The organism is Blastococcus sp. SYSU DS0552 (assembly GCF_054050815.1).
Window position 1 is genome coordinate 231,558 of sequence record NZ_JBJHAB010000005.1, and the last position, 15,333, is coordinate 246,890.

Consider the following 15,333-nt stretch of genomic DNA (forward strand, 5'->3'; position numbering starts at 1 on the left):
CATGGCGTTCGAACGGGTCTGCGCGCTGGCCGACGTCCCCGAGAACGGCTCCCTGCGGGTCGAGCTCGCGGACGTCGACGTCGCCGTCGTCCGGTTCGAGGGGCAGCTCTACGCCCTGGAGGACCGGTGCTCGCACGCCGACGTCCCCCTGACCGACGGGGACGTCGAGACCTTCGACGGCGCCCCCACCATCGAGTGCTTCCTGCACGGGTCGTGCTTCGACCTGCGCACCGGTGAACCCACCAACCTGCCGGCCACCGAGCCGGTCGACGTCTACCCCGTCCGCGTGGAGGGGGAGGACGTGCTCGTCGACACCGAAGCCGACGGCCGCCTCCCGCTCGCGGCCGGTGAATGAAGGAGCGAGAAGAGAAGTGTCCGTCCTGGAGATCCGCGACCTGCACGTCAGCGTGGGCGAGGGTGACGACGCCAAGGAGATCCTCCGCGGCGTCGACCTGACCGTCCGCTCGGGCGAGACCCACGCCATCATGGGCCCGAACGGGTCGGGCAAGTCGACCCTGGCCTACTCGATCGCCGGCCACCCCAAGTACACGATCACCGGGGGCACCGTCACCCTCGACGGCGAGGACGTCCTCGAGATGAGCGTGGACGAGCGCGCCCGCGCCGGCCTGTTCCTCGCCATGCAGTACCCGGTCGAGGTCCCCGGCGTCTCGGTGTCGAACTTCCTGCGCACCGCCGCCACCGCCATCAAGGGCGAGGCGCCGAAGCTGCGCACCTGGGTCAAGGACGTCAAGACCGAGATGTCCGGCCTGGAGATGGACCCGGCGTTCGCCGAGCGCAACGTCAACGAGGGCTTCTCCGGCGGTGAGAAGAAGCGCCACGAGATCCTGCAGATGCGGCTGCTCAAGCCCGCCATCGCGATCCTCGACGAGACCGACTCCGGGCTCGACGTCGACGCGCTGCGCGTCGTCTCCGAGGGCGTCAACCGCAGCCGCGAGGACAGCGACGTCGGCGTCCTGCTCATCACGCACTACACGCGCATCCTGAAGTACATCAAGCCCGACTTCGTGCACGTCTTCGTCGCCGGCAAGGTCGTCGACGAGGGTGGCCCGGAGCTCGCCGCCAAGCTCGAGGACGAGGGCTACGCGTCCTACGTCAAGGGCACCCCGGAGGTCGCATCCGCATGACCCAGCTCGTCTCGCGTCCCGGAGGGGCGCAGCAGGCGCCTCTTCCGCTGGACGTCGAGGCGATCCGGGCGGACTTCCCGATCCTGACGCGCACCGTCCGCGACGGGAAGCGGCTGGTCTACCTCGACTCCGGGGCGACCTCGCAGAAGCCGCGCCAGGTGCTCGACGCCGAGCGCTGGTTCTACGAGAACGTCAACGCCGCGCCGCACCGGGGGGCCCACCAGCTCGCCGAGGAGGCCACCGGCGCGTACGAGGAGGCCCGGGCGAAGATCGGCGCCTTCATCGGGGCGCCGGAGAACGAGATCGTCTTCACCCGGAACACCACCGAGGCGATCAACCTGGTGGCCTACGCGCTCTCCAACGCCGCGACGGCGAAGGAGCCGGAGTTCCGCACGTACGCGGTGGGCCAGGGCGACGAGATCGTGGTCACCGAGATGGAGCACCACGCCGACCTCATCCCGTGGCAGCAGCTGTGCGAGCGCACCGGGGCGACCCTGCGCTGGCTCGGGCTGACCGACGACGGCCGGCTGGACCTCTCGGACCTCGGCACGGTGGTCAACGAGCGCACCAAGCTGGTCGCCGTCACCCAGCAGTCGAACATCCTCGGCACGATCAACCCGCTCGAGGGGATCGTCGCCCGGGCCCACGAGGTCGGCGCCCTGGTGCTGGTCGACGGGGCCCAGTCGGTGCCGCACCAGCCGGTCGACGTGCAGACGCTGGGCGCGGACTTCCTGGTGTTCTCCGGTCACAAGATGCTCGGGCCCACCGGCGTCGGCGTCCTCTGGGGCCGCTACGAGGTGCTCGACAAGCTCCCCCCCTTCCTCACCGGTGGCTCGATGATCGAGGTCGTGCGGATGGAGGGCAGCACCTTCATGCCGCCGCCGCAGCGCTTCGAGGCCGGCGTGCCGATGACCGCGCAGGTGGTCGGGCTCGGCGCCGCCGTCGACTACCTGCAGGCGCTCGGGATGGACAAGGTCGAGGAGCACGAGAAGGCGCTCACCGGCTACGCGCTGGCCAGGCTGGCCGAGATCCCCGGCGTCACGGTGGTCGGCCCGCCGGACACCGTCGCCCGCGGCGGGGCGATCTCCTTCACCGTCGAGGGCGTCCACCCGCACGACGTCGGCCAGGTGCTCGACGACCTCGGCATCGCCGTTCGGGTGGGGCACCACTGCGCCTGGCCGGTGGTGCGGCGCTACGGCGTGCCGGCCACCACCCGCGCGACGTTCTACGTGCACACCGGCTACGACGACATCGACGCACTCGCCGACGGCATCCGGGAAGCACAGCGCTTCTTCGGTGTTGCACCCTCTGGAGACAGTGAGGGAGCAGCGAGCTGATGCAGCTGGAGTCGATGTACCAGGAGATCATCCTGGACCACTACAAGAACCCGCACGGGCGCGGTCTGCGCGACCCGTTCGACGCGGAGGTCCACCACGTCAACCCGACGTGCGGTGACGAGGTGACCCTGCGCGTGCGGCTCGACGGCGACACGGTCGCCGACGTGTCCTACGAGGGCATGGGCTGCTCGATCAGCCAGGCATCGGTCTCGGCCATGTACGACCTGGTCGTCGGCAAGCGCGTGACCGAGGCGCTGGAGACCGGCGAGCACTTCATGACCCTGATGCAGGCCAAGGGCGACCCGGCCGTCGCCGAGAAGCTCGAGGACGAGCTGGAGGACGCCGTCGCGTTCGCCGGCGTCTCCAAGTACCCGGCGCGGATCAAGTGCGCGCTGATGAGCTGGATGGCCCTGAAGGACGCCTCGGCGCGGGCGACGTCCGCGACCACGACCCCGGCTGGAGGCCAGGCATGAGCGAGACCACCGAGAACGCCACACCCGCGACCGACGGAGCGCCCGGCGACCTGCCGGCCTACAAGTCGGCGCTGCTCGAGGACCTCGAGGAGGCGATGCGTGACGTCGTCGACCCCGAGCTCGGCGTCAACGTCGTCGACCTCGGCCTCGTCTACGGGCTCGACGTCGACGACAGCAACGGTGACTCCAGCGTCGCGATCATCGACATGACGCTGACCAGCGCGGCCTGCCCGCTGACCGACGTCATCGAGGACCAGGCGCGCCAGGCGCTCACCGGTGGCCCCGGCCCCGGCCTGGTCGACGACATCCGGATCAACTGGGTCTGGATGCCGCCGTGGGGCCCGGACAAGATCACCGACGACGGCCGCGAGCAGCTGCGCGCTTTGGGTTTCCGGGTCTAGAAGGACCCCTTCGCCCCCCATCTCTCGCACGCTCGGGGCGGGCCCCTGCGAAGGGGCCGCCCGTTCGTCACCGGAGGTCGGTGAGACGGGTGGCGAAGAACGGCACGGGGTGCCGTTCGCTCTGGGATCCCACCGCGAGCAGGAAGCTGCCCACGGCGAGGGCCACCCCCAGGGGCCAGGGCAGCGCCGGCACCGCGAGGCCGACCGCGACGGCGAGCGCGGCGCCGGCGCCCACGGTCAGCGGCGTGCGCACCCCGCTGCGGGCGCCGAGGACCATGAGTGCTGCCGCGGCGACGAGCACCCCGACCGCGCGCGACCCGTCCGGCGCGACCACGGCGATCGCCGTCGAGGGCACCACGGCGACCAGGAGGCCGGGGCCCCATGCCGGCCACGAGCGGCCGTGGGCCAGCCGCGGCCCCGCCGCCAGCAGCAACCCGGCGGCCGCCGACAGCGAGTACCACTCCACGGCGGAGAGGTCCGCAGCACCCGCGGCCACCCAGACCGCGGCGACCAGCTGCCCGGCCCCGACCCGCCAGGCCACCAGCGTGCGCGCCGGCGGATCGTCCCCGGTGGGCGAGGTGCCCCCGGTCCCGGCCGGCACGGGCACCGCAGTGGGGTGCACCGGCTCCGGGCGCCGCCCGGTCCGCCAGGCCCACCACAGGGTGAACAGCCCCTGGGCCGCCAGGTGGGCGGCCAGGACCGGCCGGTCGCCGGCCGCCAGCGGCACGAGCACCGCCGCCCCCGCGCACACCGCGGCCACCCGAACCGTGGGCCGGCGGCTAGCGGCCGCCAGCCCGGCGCCGACCGTCATCGCCACCCCGTAGAGGGCGGTGAGCAGAACGGCGGCCACCGGCGCGGTCAGCGCATCGGCCGGCAGGGCCAGCAGCACCGAGCCGGCCAGGCACCCGACGGTGGTGGGCAGGGCGACCGGGCGGTCGTCCCCGCGACGGACGGCGACGAGCGCCGTCGGCAGCGCGGTCAGCAGCAGCAGGACCGACAGGGCCGCCCACGCCTCCCCGGCCACCAGGCGCAGCACGCACAGCACCGCGGTCACGACGCCACCGGCCACCGCCGCGGGCAGCAGCAGGTCTCGCCGACAGCCGTGCAGCGTGGATGCGGCGAGGTTCGCGGTGACCACCCCGCCGTAGGCGGTGAGCGTGGTGGCTACGACGTCCCACGAGGAGAACGCACCCGCGACCGCCGCTCCGGCCACCGCACCGGCGACGACGGGAACCGCCCGGGGCGGTCCGAGGAGGCGCTCCAGCGGAGCGCGGAGCCGGGCGAGGAGCAGGCCGCCCGCGGCCCCGACGACGAGCGCGGCGGTGAGCCACTGCCGCGTCCCGGCGGCGTGCCAGACCTCGGTGGTTCCGGCGACGACGCCGAACAGCCACCACGGGGCGGTGGTGACCAGCGCGATCCGCGCCACGGCGGGACGGGCGGCGGCGGCGGTCCCCAGGCCCACCAGCGCCACGGTGAGACAGGCGTCGGTGCGCGGGCCGTCGGCGAGGCCGCCGAGGGCCCCGAGCACGGCCAGCTGCAGCGTGGCCCAGGCCGCCACCGGCCAGGCCGCCGTGGACGGGGCGAGGAACCGCAGCGCCAGGAACGCCGCGGTCAGCCCCCCGCCGACCGCGGTGGACGGCGCGAGGACGCCGCCGGCGGGTGCGAGGGCGGCCAGCGACAATCCCGCGGCAGTGGCCGCCAGGCTCTCCTCGGAGCTGCGCAGCCGCTCGCGGGCGGCGCGGACCGAGCCGGCGGCGGCGGCCGCGGCGAGCGCCAGGAGCAGCCCGCGCACCGTCCAGCCGCCGGAGGCCGAGGCCACCGCGGCGCCGGCGGTCACCAGGAGGACCGCCCCGACGCCCAGCAGCACCTGCGGGGGGCGGGCGCGGTAGGCGAGCGGGGACGTGCCGACCGGCCGCGTCATGGCCGCCTCCTCCCTCCGCCCGGGTGCCGTCCCACCGTGGAGCTGTGCCCGTGCCGGGCAGCCCGTCAACCCGCGGGCTGCCGCTCCGCCAGGGTCAGGGACACCGTCTCGGTCGAGCCGTCGCCACGCACCACGGACAGCTCCAGGGTGTCACCGGGGTCGTGGGCCCGGACGACGGAGACGAACTCCTCGGCGCCGCGCAGGGGTTCGCCGTCCGCCTCGGTGAGGACGTCCCCGGGGCTCAGCCCGGCCACGGCCGCCGGCCCGTCGGGGGCGACCTCGGCGACGACCACGCCGCTGGTCCGCGGGGTGCCGAGCTGCTCGGCGATCCGCTCGGTGAGCGTGACCGGGACCAGGCCGGCGAAGGCGTGGCTCACGGTCCCGTCCTCGAGCAGCTGCTCCACCACGTCCACGACGGTCGCGGCAGGGATGGCGAATCCGAGCGCCACCGCACCGGTCGAGGGCGGCAGGTAGGCCTCGTTGATCCCGACGACCTCGCCGTCGGCGTTGGCCAGGGCCCCGCCGCTGCTCCCCGGGCTGATCGCCGCGTCGGTCTGGATCAGGTCGACCAGCGGCAGCTGGCCAGCGCTGGTCCCGGCGGGGATGTCGCGGTGGAGGCCGGAGATCACCCCCGTGGTAATCGTGTTCTCGAAGCCCAGCGGGCTGCCGATCGCCACGGCCGGTTCCCCTGGGTCGGGCAGCTCCTCCTGGAACGTGGCGGCGGGCAGGTCGTCTCGGTCGGCGCGCAGCACCGCCAGGTCGGAGACCGGGTCGGCGGCCAGCACGGTGGCCCGGCCGCGCCGGCCGTCGGCGAAGGCGATCTCCACCTCCTGCTGGTCGGCCACCACGTGGGCGTTGGTGACGATCAGCCCCTCGTCGCTGTAGACCACGCCGCTCCCCAGACCGGGGCCGGAGAGGATCGTGACCACGCTGGCCTCCAGCGCCTCGACGACCCCGGTGGCGTCGGTGAGGCTGGGCCCCGCCCCGGAGCCGCCCCCTGATCCCGGGTCGGCGCCGGTCGACGTGTCCTCCCCGTCACCGGTGCAGGCCGCCAGCGCGAGCAGCGTCGCCAGCAGGAACGCAGGCAGGGAGCGCGGGCGGCGTGGGGGAGTAGCGGTCATGGCGGTCCCTGCGGAAGGGGCTGTCGTCTGCCCTGTCTCGGATCGGGGTGCGGGTGCGGGCGGGTGCAGCAGCCCTTTTGCCGAACCTAGGCGCAAGTCCCGGTCCCGACCACCGCAGCCGACGGGAGTGGGCCGTGACGAGGCCCGGCCGCTGCGCGGGGGTCCTACACTGGGAGCAGTGATCACGACGACCGGCCTGGAGCTGCGCGCCGGCGCCCGCATCCTCATCAGCGAGGCCAACCTGCGCGTGCAGCCCGGTGACCGCATCGGCCTGGTCGGGCGCAACGGCGCGGGCAAGACCACCACCCTGACCACCTTGGCCGGTGAGCGCCTCCCGCACGCCGGGAAGGTCGAGGTCAGCGGCGAGATCGGCTACCTGCCGCAGGACCCGCGCAGCGGTGATCTCGATATCACCGCCAGCGACCGGGTGCTCTCCGGCCGCGGGCTCGACGTGCTGCGCAACCAGATGGTGAAGGCGCAGGTCGCGATGGCCGAGCCGGCCGACGACGCCGAGCAGGACAAGGCCGTCCGCCGGTACGGGCGCCTCGAGGACCAGTTCGCCGCCCTGGGGGGCTACGCCGCGGAGAGCGACGCGGCGCGCATCTGCACCAACCTGGGCCTGCCCGACCGGGTGCTGGCCCAGCCGCTGCGCACCCTCTCCGGTGGCCAGCGCCGGCGCGTGGAGCTGGCCCGCATCCTCTTCTCCGACGCCGAGACGCTGCTGCTCGACGAGCCCACCAACCACCTCGACGGCGACTCGATCACCTGGCTCAAGGGGTTCCTCTCCAGCCACCGGGGTGGACTGATCGTCATCAGCCACGACGTCGAGCTGCTCGACGCCGTCGTCAACAAGGTGTGGCACCTGGACGCCAACCGGGCGACCGTCGACGTCTACAACCTCGGCTGGAAGCCCTACCTTGCCCAGCGGGAGACCGACGAGCGCCGGCGCAAGCAGGAGCGGGCCAACACCGAGCGGAAGATCGACACCCTCAACGCGCAGGCCGACAAGATGCGCGCCAAGGCGACGAAGGCCAAGGCCGCCAAGAGCATGGACAAGCGCGCCGAGCGGCTCGCCGCCGGCCTGGCCGACGTGCGGGTGCAGGACAAGGTCGCGAAGCTGCGCTTCCCGACGCCGGCCGCGTGCGGGAAGACGCCGCTCACCGCCGAGGGGCTGTCCAAGAGCTACGGCTCGCTGGAGATCTTCACCGACGTCGACCTGGCGGTGGACCGCGGAACCCGCGTGGTCGTGCTGGGGCTCAACGGCGCGGGCAAGACCACGCTGCTGCGGATGCTGGCCGGCACCGAGGTGCCCGACACCGGCGAGGTCAAGGCCGGGCACGGGCTGCGCGTCGGTTACTACGCGCAGGAGCACGAGACCCTCGACATGGACCGGACGCTGCTGGAGAACATGCGCTCCGCGGCGCCGGACAGCACGGACACGGAGCTGCGCCGCATCCTCGGCGCCTTCCTGTTCTCGGGGGAGACGGTCGACCAGCGCACCGGCACGCTCTCCGGCGGTGAGCGGACCCGGCTGGCAATGGCGACCCTCGTCGTCTCCGGCGCGAACGTGCTGCTGCTCGACGAGCCGACCAACAACCTCGACCCGGCCAGCCGCGAGCAGGTGCTCGAGGCGCTGCGCACGTACGCCGGGGCGATCGTGCTGGTCACCCACGACGAGGGCGCGGTGCGGGCGCTGAACCCCGACAAGGTGATCCTGCTGCCCGACGGCACCGAGGACACCTGGAGCGAGGACTTCGCCGACCTGGTCGAGCTCGCGTAGCACATCGTCGGCCTCCGGCCGACACCGCGGCCACGCGCCGTCCCCCCGCTGCGACGCGCGAGTCCCCGGCGCTCGTCGGGCGACCTCCGGCCCCCGCTCCTCGCGCCGCCTCGCGGGGCGGCTCCCGCTGGCACCGCGACCAGGTGCCGTCGCTCTCCGGCTGCCCCTGTCCGCGCCGTCCCTCGGGAACCCTCCGGGCCCCGCTCGGGACGACACAGGTTCACCTGGCCGACACCTGGGGTGTGGGTGATCATGGGGTGGCGGGAGCCGTGGTCGACGGGACGGCGGCACCACGGCGACAGCCAACACACGGGCCGCCGCGCGAGCCGGCACTGCCGGCGCCGGGAGACCGGTGGCCGACACGGAGGGGAGCCATGGCCGACACCAGCACGTCCGACCTCGGCAAGGGCAAGCGGATCACCGGCGGGGACCGGTCGACGCTCGCCGACGAGCTGCGCAAGCGCTACGACGAGGGCGAGAGCATCCGGTCGCTGGCCACCTCGACGAACCGGTCCTACGGGTTCGTGCACCGCCTGCTGTCGGAGTCCGGGGCCTCGCTGCGCAGCCGCGGTGGGGCCAACCGGAATAGTAAGAAGAGTGAGTGAGCCCGCGAACGAACCAGTAGGCACAGCACCAGACCCCACCAGTTCCCCCGCCACGCCCGGCTGGGTGCGGACGAGCCGTGAGGGCGCCGTCCTCACGGTCACGCTGGACCGCCCGGACCAGCTGAACGCGCAGACGCCGGAGACCTGGTCGGGGCTGGCCGACGTCGGGGCCGCGCTCGACGAGGACGTCCGCGTCGTCGTCGTGCGCGGCTCGGGACGGGCCTTCTCGGCGGGCCTGGACCGCAGCATGTTCGACACCGGCTCGACCACCGGCGGGGGGCTCGGCGAGCTCGTCCGGTTGCCGGTGGAGGAGGCGCAGGAGCGGATCCGGTGCTACCAGGCCGGCTTCCGCTGGCTCCGCTCGCCGGGGATCGTCTCGGTCGCCGCGGTGCAGGGCCACGCCATCGGTGCCGGCGCCCAGCTCGCGCTCGCCTGCGACCTGCGGGTGTTCACCGACGACGCGCAGCTCCGGTTGCCCGAGGTGACCCTCGGCCTCGTCCCGGACCTGACCGGTACCAGCACGCTGGTGGAGCTCGTCGGCTACTCGCGCGCGCTGGAGCTGTGCATGACCGGCCGGGCCGTGGGCGCCGCCGAGGCGCAGGCGATCGGCCTGGCGACCGTGGTGGTGCCGCGGGTGGAGCTGGACGCAGCGGTCGCCGACCTGACCGCGGCCCTGGTGGCCCCGCCCGTCGGGGCCAGCCGGGCGACGGCCGCGCTGGTGCGGTCCGCCGTCCGCAACGACTTCGCCAGCCAGGACGCCGCCGAGCGCGCCGCCCAGGTACAGCGACTGCACGATCTGGCCGGCGGTCGCTGACGGACTTCCAGGAACAAGCGCGGTCGCGTCCCGGTTGCAGGAGCCGCCGGGGCGCGACCGGCGGGCGTCGGGAGGTGCGGTGGACATGAGCAGCCCCATGACGTCGATGGCCGCCATGCGGTCGTTCAGGCGCGACCCCTCGGTCACCGCCCGGCAGCTGCCGAAGGGGACCGTCCGGCGCATCATCGGCATCGCCCGGCCCTACCGGCGCGAGCTGACCCTCTTCCTGCTGCTGGTGGTCGGGTCGTCGGTCATCGGCGTCGTCACGCCGCTGCTGGCCGGCGACATCGTCAACCGGATCGCCGACCTCGAGGGCACCGCGGGCGGCATCGTCCGGATCGCGCTGGTCATCGCCGGCCTGGCGGTCGTCGACGCCGCCATCTCCCTGGGCACGCGCTGGTACTCCGCGCGCATCGGCGAGGGCGTCATCTACGACCTGCGCAGCCGGGTCTTCGAGCACGTCCAGCGGATGCCGGTCGCCTTCTTCACCCGCACGCAGACCGGCGCGCTGGTCAGCCGGCTGAACAACGACGTCGTCGGCGCCCAGCAGGCGTTCACCTCGACCCTGTCGGGCGTGGTCTCCAACGTCATCGGGCTGGTGCTCACCGCGGGCGTCATGCTGACGCTCTCGTGGCAGATCACGCTGCTGTCGCTGGCGCTGGTGCCGCTGTTCGTCCTGCCCGCGCGCCGCATCGGTCGCCGGCTGCAGGAGATCACCCGGGAGTCCTACGCGCTCAACGCCTCGATGAACGCCACGATGACCGAGCGCTTCAACGTCGCCGGCGCGCTCCTGGTGAAGCTCTTCGGCCGGCCCGCCGCCGAGGCCGAGTCGTTCCGCGGGCGGGCCGCCCGGGTCCGCGACATCGGCGTCCTGTCGGCCATGTACGGGCGCACCTTCTTCACCGCGCTGACGCTCGTGGCGGCCCTGGCGACCGCGCTGGTGTACGGCCTCGGCGGCTGGCTGGCGTTCACCGGCTCGCTGAGCCCCGGCGCGGTCGTCGCCCTGGCGCTGCTGCTGTCCCGGCTCTACGGGCCGCTGACGGCGCTGGCCAACGTCCGGGTCGACGTGATGAGCGCGATGGTCAGCTTCGACCGGGTCTTCGAGGTGCTCGACCTCCCGCCGATGATCCGCGAGGCGCCCGACGCCGTGCCCGTGCCGGCCGAGGACCGCTCCATCGAGTTCGAGCACGTCTCCTTCAGCTACCCGGCCGGCGCCGACGTCTCGCTGCCGTCGCTGGAGGAGGTGTCGCTGCCCGAGCACGGGGGGCCGGTCGACGTCCTCCACGACGTCTCCTTCCGGGTCGCCCCCGGCCAGCTGGTCGCCCTGGTCGGCCACTCGGGGGCCGGGAAGTCGACGATCGCCCACCTCGTCCCGCGGTTGTACGACGCGACCGGTGGCACCGTCCGCGTCGGCGGCGTGGACGTGCGGCGGGCGACGCTCTCCTCCCTGCGCGACGCGATCGGCGTCGTCAGCCAGGACGCGCACCTGTTCCACGACACCATCGGCGCCAACCTGCGCTACGCCCGGCCGGAGGCCACCGACGAGCAGCTGTGGGAGGCGCTCACCGGGGCCCGCATCGCCGACCTGGTGCGCTCGCTGCCCCAAGGGCTGGAGACGGTGGTCGGTGACCGCGGCTACCGCCTCTCGGGCGGGGAGAAGCAGCGGCTGGCCATCGCCCGCGTGCTGCTGAAGGCGCCCGGCATCGTGATCCTCGACGAGGCGACCGCACACCTGGACAGCGAGTCCGAGGCCGCGGTGCAGCACGCCCTCGACACCGCGCTGGCCGGCCGGACGTCGCTGGTCATCGCGCACCGGCTGTCGACGATCCGCAGCGCCGACCAGATCCTCGTCGTCGACGAGGGGCGGATCGTGGAGGCGGGCACGCACCAGGAGCTGCTGGCGCGCGACGGCCGGTACGCCGACCTGCACCGCACCCAGTTCGCGCAGCAGGAGCCGCGGTCCGTCGTCGTCGGGTGACCGGATCCGGGTGCGATCGATTGCTCTGCGCGCATGCCCGTGCACGCTCTGTGGCAGGCGCTCGGGCGCGTGCCGGTGGTGGTCGATCTGACGGCGGGTCACTGCGGCGAGCGTCGAACGGGAGTGGCTCCCGGACCACTAGCGTCACTCCTGTCCCAGGCGGCCGCAGCCCGGGACACGTGGCCGGGCTGGCGCGGCCACGCGGAACCACAGCAGGCGTCGGGACGTGCCGACGAACGCCAGCGAGGAGGAGACGTGACCGCAGCGCACCCGCAGGACGCCCAGATCCAGGCGCTCTACGCGGAGTTCATCGACGGCTGGAACCGGCGCAGCGGCGCGGCGGTGGCGGCCGGGTTCGCCGACGACGGCGACATCATCGGGTTCGACGGCAGCCACCACCGGGGCCGGCTGTCGATCGCGGCAGACCTGCGGCAGGTGTTCACCTCGCAGCAGACGCCCGCCTACGTGGCGGTCGTCCGCTCGGTCCGCCCGGTCGGGGAGGGCGTGGCGATGCTGACCGCCCACGCGGGCATGATCCCCGCGGGGGCCGGCGACCTCGATCCGGAGCTGAACGCCGTCCACACCATGATCGCCGTCGACGACGGGCGCGGCCGCTGGCGCATCTCGCTGTTCCAGGTCACCCCGGCGGCGTGGCCTCAGCACCCCGAGGCGCGGGAGGCGCTGACCGACGAACTGCGGGGCCTGCTCATCCCGCAGTGACCGCGGGTCAGTCGACGGTGGCGTCCACGGAGACGAGATCCTCCTGGTCCACCCGCGCCTTGCCGCCCGCGCGGGCGACGTCGGCGATCACCCCGCCGGACACCGAGAGGGCGACGTCCATCGCGGCCGGCGGGCCGATCGCGAGGAAGTCGTAGGGGGCGCTCAGCGGCTGCCCGTCGATGCGCAGGGCGCCGGGGGAGCCGGTCACCGCGCTGGACGCGACGACCCGCACGTCGTCGACCTGCAGCACCTCCGCCCCGGCGCCGCGGAGCTCCTGGATGGCGCCGAGGATCACCGAGGCCGGGACCGCGCCGCCGGGGTCCTGGATGGTCAGCCGCACCCCAGGGCCGCGCGCCGGGAGCGTGCCCGCCAGGATGCCGATGGCCTCCGCCCGTGACCGCGCCTCCGCCAGTGCGCTGCCGGACTCCTCCTGCCCGCTGCCCAGGTCCTCGAGGGTCTGCCGCGTCTCCGCGATCTGCTGGCGCAGCGTCGCCTCCCGGGCGTCGAGCTCGTCCAGGATCACCACGAGGTCGGCCTCCCGGCGCACGTCCTGGTCGCCGGGCTCCGCCGTGCTGCGGATCTGGACGGTGAGCGCGAAGCCGAGTGCGACGGCGAGGGCGGCGGTGGTCGCCACGGCGACCGGCCGGCTCCACGAGCGCGTCGGGGATGGATCTCCAGTAGAGGTCGAGGTGGATCCGGAACGCGCCCCGGCGTCGCCGGTCGGCGGGGTCGCGTCGTCGGGGGTGGGCGGTGCCGCGGCGGCGGGATGCCCCTCCGGTGCCGGGCTGTCCCCGGCCCCCGCTCCGTCCTCGACGCGATGCCGGGCCTCGGTGCCGGCCCGGTCCTCGGGTCCGGTCCGGCGCTCGGCGCCGGCCTCGTCCTCGGCACCCGCGCCGTCCTCGGCGCGGGCCTCGTTCGCGGCAGGGGTGGGAGGTGCGGGGATGGGATCGGCCCCGGGTGGCGCATCGCTCCGTTCGTCGCCGTCCATCGGCCCCACAGTAGGTCAGCCGCGGGCCGGCTCTCGGTAGCTGGGCGAGCGCCCCGACCCGGGCGCCGCCTCGGAGCGCAGCAGCGGGAGGGTGCGCCAGGGCACCAGGCAGGTCAGCGCCACCACGCTGGTCGACCGGACGACCGAGGCCGAGCGGTTCAGCTGCACCAGGATCTCCTGCAGCGCCTCGTGGGAGGCGGCGGCCACGCGGCAGATCACGTCGCCGCTGCCGGTGGTGGCGTGGGCCTCGAGGATCCCGGGGATCGCCTCGAGGTCCCGGTGCACCGCGTCGAGCGCCCCCTGTGCGATCTCGAGGGTCACGAAGGCCTGCACGCCGAACCCGGCGGCGGCCACGTCCACGTCCGGGCCGAAACCGGTGACCACCCCCGCTGCTTCCAGTCGCTGTAACCGCGCCGTGGCCGTGGCGCGCGCGACGCCGACGACCCGGGCGATCTCCAGCAGCCCGGCGCGCGGGTGGTCGTGCAGCGCCTCCAGCAGCGCGACGTCGAGGGTGTCCAGTTCACGGGGCCGGCTCATCGTGCCTCCTTCGCGTCGACAGCTGTGCATTCTGCACAGCGGCAAGTGCCTAGAGCCAGTCCGAGCGAGCAGCCAGCGCAGTCGCAGGGTGCTTGCTTGCGCAGCAGGGCCGGGTCGGTGTGGTGTGACACGGGACACGGGACACGCGAACGGACGAGGAGGAGGCGCGATGACGCTCGAGCAGGTGCTCAACGACGAGGAACGGCTCGCAGGCCTGGACCTGCCGCAGCTGCAGCAGCTGGTCGGCCTGGTGGAGTACGACCCCTCCGGGGATCCCTTCCCGGTCACCGGCTGGGACGGGCTGGTGTGGGTCGTGGGCAACGCCGTGCAGACGGCGCACTTCTTCCAGTCGGCGTTCGGCATGCAGCTGGTCGCCTACTCCGGCCCCGAGACGGGGAACCGGGACCACCACGCCTTCGTGCTCACCTCGGGGGCCGCGCGGTTCGTCGTCCAGGGGGCCTACGACCCGGCGAGCCCGCTGGCCGACCACCACCGTCTGCACGGCGACGGCATCGTCGACATCGCCCTCGCCGTCCCCGACGTCGACCGCTGCATCGCGCACGCCCGGGCCCAGGGCGCCACGGTGCTCGAGGAGCCGCACGACGTGAGCGACGAGCACGGCACCGTGCGCCTGGCGTCCCTCGCGGCCTATGGCGACACCCGGCACACCCTGGTCGACCGGTCCCGCTACGCCGGGGCCTACCTGCCCGGTTACGTGGCGCGGACGTCGTCCTTCGTGAAGCGCCCCGGAGCGCCGAAGCGGCTGTTCCAGGCCGTCGACCACGTCGTCGGCAACGTCGAGCTCGGGGCGATGGACCGGTGGGTGGACTTCTACAACCGGGTCATGGGGTTCACGAACATGGCCGAGTTCATCGGCGACGACATCGCGACCGACTACTCCGCGCTGATGAGCAAGGTGGTCGCCAACGGCAACCACCGGGTCAAGTTCCCGCTCAACGAGCCGGCGATCGCGAGGAAGAAGTCGCAGATCGACGAGTACCTGGAGTTCTACCGGGGCCCTGGCGCGCAGCACGTCGCCCTGGCGACCAACGACATCCTGGCCACGGTCGACGCGATGACCGCCGAGGGTGTGGAGTTCCTGGCCACGCCGGACTCCTACTACGAGGATCCGGAGCTCCGTGCGCGGATCGGGACGGTGCGGGTGCCGATCGAGGAGCTGCAGCGGCGCGGCATCCTGGTGGACCGCGACGAGGACGGCTACCTGCTGCAGATCTTCACCAAGCCGACCGGTGACCGGCCCACGGTCTTCTTCGAGCTCATCGAGCGGCACGGCTCGCTCGGGTTCGGCAAGGGCAACTTCAAGGCGCTCTTCGAGGCGATCGAGCGCGAGCAGGAACGGCGGGGCAACTTCTGAGGAACGGAGCCGTGGGGGGGGGGGGGGGGGGGGGGGGGGGGGGGGGGGGGGGGGGGGGGGGGGGGGGGGGGGGGGGGGGGGGGGGGGGGGGGGGGGGGGGGGGGGGGGGGGGGGGGGGGGGGGGGGGGGGGGGGGGGG

15 protein-coding genes are annotated in these 15,333 nt (G+C 73.8%); 11 read left to right on the forward strand and 4 right to left on the reverse strand.

Going from position 1 to position 15,333, the window contains the following annotated elements:
- Nucleotide 1: 1 nt before the first annotated feature.
- From ACI8AG_RS07350 to ACI8AG_RS07370, 5 genes are read left to right on the forward strand one after another with little or no spacing between them, the layout of a single operon-like run.
- Entirely contained in the window at nucleotides 2-355 is a 354-nt protein-coding gene (locus tag ACI8AG_RS07350) for a Rieske (2Fe-2S) protein (protein ID WP_456590343.1), read from the forward strand.
- A 16-nt stretch (nucleotides 356-371) separates the two neighbouring features.
- Nucleotides 372-1,145: a Fe-S cluster assembly ATPase SufC gene (gene sufC / locus ACI8AG_RS07355; protein WP_456590344.1), complete on the forward strand. Its 774-nt coding sequence runs from the start codon at nucleotides 372-374 to the stop codon at nucleotides 1,143-1,145.
- Nucleotides 1,142-2,482 (forward strand): cysteine desulfurase, encoded by a 1,341-nt coding sequence (locus tag ACI8AG_RS07360; RefSeq protein WP_456596491.1) that lies wholly within the window; start codon nucleotides 1,142-1,144, stop codon nucleotides 2,480-2,482. Before sufC ends, ACI8AG_RS07360 begins: the two co-directional genes overlap by 4 nt.
- Nucleotides 2,482-2,955 (forward strand): Fe-S cluster assembly sulfur transfer protein SufU, encoded by a 474-nt coding sequence (gene sufU, locus ACI8AG_RS07365; protein WP_456596492.1) that lies wholly within the window; start codon nucleotides 2,482-2,484, stop codon nucleotides 2,953-2,955. The genes ACI8AG_RS07360 and sufU overlap by 1 nt, the downstream gene beginning before the upstream one ends.
- Nucleotides 2,952-3,356, forward strand: a complete 405-nt coding sequence (locus ACI8AG_RS07370) for a metal-sulfur cluster assembly factor (protein ID WP_269193641.1) — start codon at nucleotides 2,952-2,954, stop codon at nucleotides 3,354-3,356. The genes sufU and ACI8AG_RS07370 overlap by 4 nt, the downstream gene beginning before the upstream one ends.
- Nucleotides 3,357-3,423: 67 nt before the next feature.
- Here ACI8AG_RS07370 and ACI8AG_RS07375 read toward each other — a convergent pair whose 3' ends face one another.
- Together ACI8AG_RS07375 and ACI8AG_RS07380 are read right to left on the reverse strand one after the other, a co-directional pair.
- Entirely contained in the window at nucleotides 3,424-5,277 is a 1,854-nt protein-coding gene (locus tag ACI8AG_RS07375; RefSeq protein WP_456596493.1) for an SCO7613 C-terminal domain-containing membrane protein, read from the reverse strand.
- A 65-nt stretch (nucleotides 5,278-5,342) separates the two neighbouring features.
- Complete coding sequence (locus tag ACI8AG_RS07380; RefSeq protein WP_456596494.1) at nucleotides 5,343-6,398, reverse strand: S1C family serine protease; 1,056 nt, start codon at nucleotides 6,396-6,398, stop codon at nucleotides 5,343-5,345.
- A 178-nt stretch (nucleotides 6,399-6,576) separates the two neighbouring features.
- Here ACI8AG_RS07380 and ACI8AG_RS07385 point away from each other — a divergent pair, with 178 nt between their 5' ends.
- From ACI8AG_RS07385 to ACI8AG_RS07405, 5 genes are all read left to right on the forward strand, one after another.
- Entirely contained in the window at nucleotides 6,577-8,178 is a 1,602-nt protein-coding gene (locus ACI8AG_RS07385; RefSeq protein ID WP_456596495.1) for an ABC-F family ATP-binding cassette domain-containing protein, read from the forward strand.
- Between the two features lie 374 nt (nucleotides 8,179-8,552).
- Entirely contained in the window at nucleotides 8,553-8,783 is a 231-nt protein-coding gene (locus tag ACI8AG_RS07390; protein WP_269193646.1) for a helix-turn-helix domain-containing protein, read from the forward strand.
- 64 nt (nucleotides 8,784-8,847) lie between these two features.
- Nucleotides 8,848-9,597 (forward strand): enoyl-CoA hydratase/isomerase family protein, encoded by a 750-nt coding sequence (locus tag ACI8AG_RS07395; RefSeq protein WP_456596496.1) that lies wholly within the window; start codon nucleotides 8,848-8,850, stop codon nucleotides 9,595-9,597.
- A gap of 85 nt (nucleotides 9,598-9,682) precedes the next feature.
- The gene (locus tag ACI8AG_RS07400; protein WP_456596497.1) at nucleotides 9,683-11,575 is read left to right on the forward strand and encodes an ABC transporter ATP-binding protein; all 1,893 of its coding nucleotides are present in this window, start codon (nucleotides 9,683-9,685) and stop codon (nucleotides 11,573-11,575) included.
- 255 nt (nucleotides 11,576-11,830) lie between these two features.
- Nucleotides 11,831-12,295, forward strand: a complete 465-nt coding sequence (locus tag ACI8AG_RS07405) for an SgcJ/EcaC family oxidoreductase (RefSeq protein WP_456590352.1) — start codon at nucleotides 11,831-11,833, stop codon at nucleotides 12,293-12,295.
- A 7-nt stretch (nucleotides 12,296-12,302) separates the two neighbouring features.
- On the opposite strand, the gene ACI8AG_RS07410 is transcribed toward ACI8AG_RS07405, so the two are convergent.
- Both ACI8AG_RS07410 and ACI8AG_RS07415 read right to left on the reverse strand, forming a co-directional pair.
- On the reverse strand, nucleotides 12,303-13,283 hold the full coding sequence (locus ACI8AG_RS07410) for a DUF881 domain-containing protein (RefSeq protein ID WP_456596498.1): 981 nt from the start codon (nucleotides 13,281-13,283) through the stop codon (nucleotides 12,303-12,305).
- A 15-nt stretch (nucleotides 13,284-13,298) separates the two neighbouring features.
- Entirely contained in the window at nucleotides 13,299-13,820 is a 522-nt protein-coding gene (locus tag ACI8AG_RS07415; protein ID WP_456596499.1) for an Lrp/AsnC family transcriptional regulator, read from the reverse strand.
- Nucleotides 13,821-13,989: 169 nt separating this feature from the next.
- On the opposite strand from ACI8AG_RS07415, the gene hppD reads away from it, so the two are divergent.
- Nucleotides 13,990-15,195 (forward strand): 4-hydroxyphenylpyruvate dioxygenase, encoded by a 1,206-nt coding sequence (hppD, locus tag ACI8AG_RS07420; RefSeq protein ID WP_456596500.1) that lies wholly within the window; start codon nucleotides 13,990-13,992, stop codon nucleotides 15,193-15,195.
- The last annotated feature ends 138 nt before the right edge of the window (nucleotides 15,196-15,333 follow it).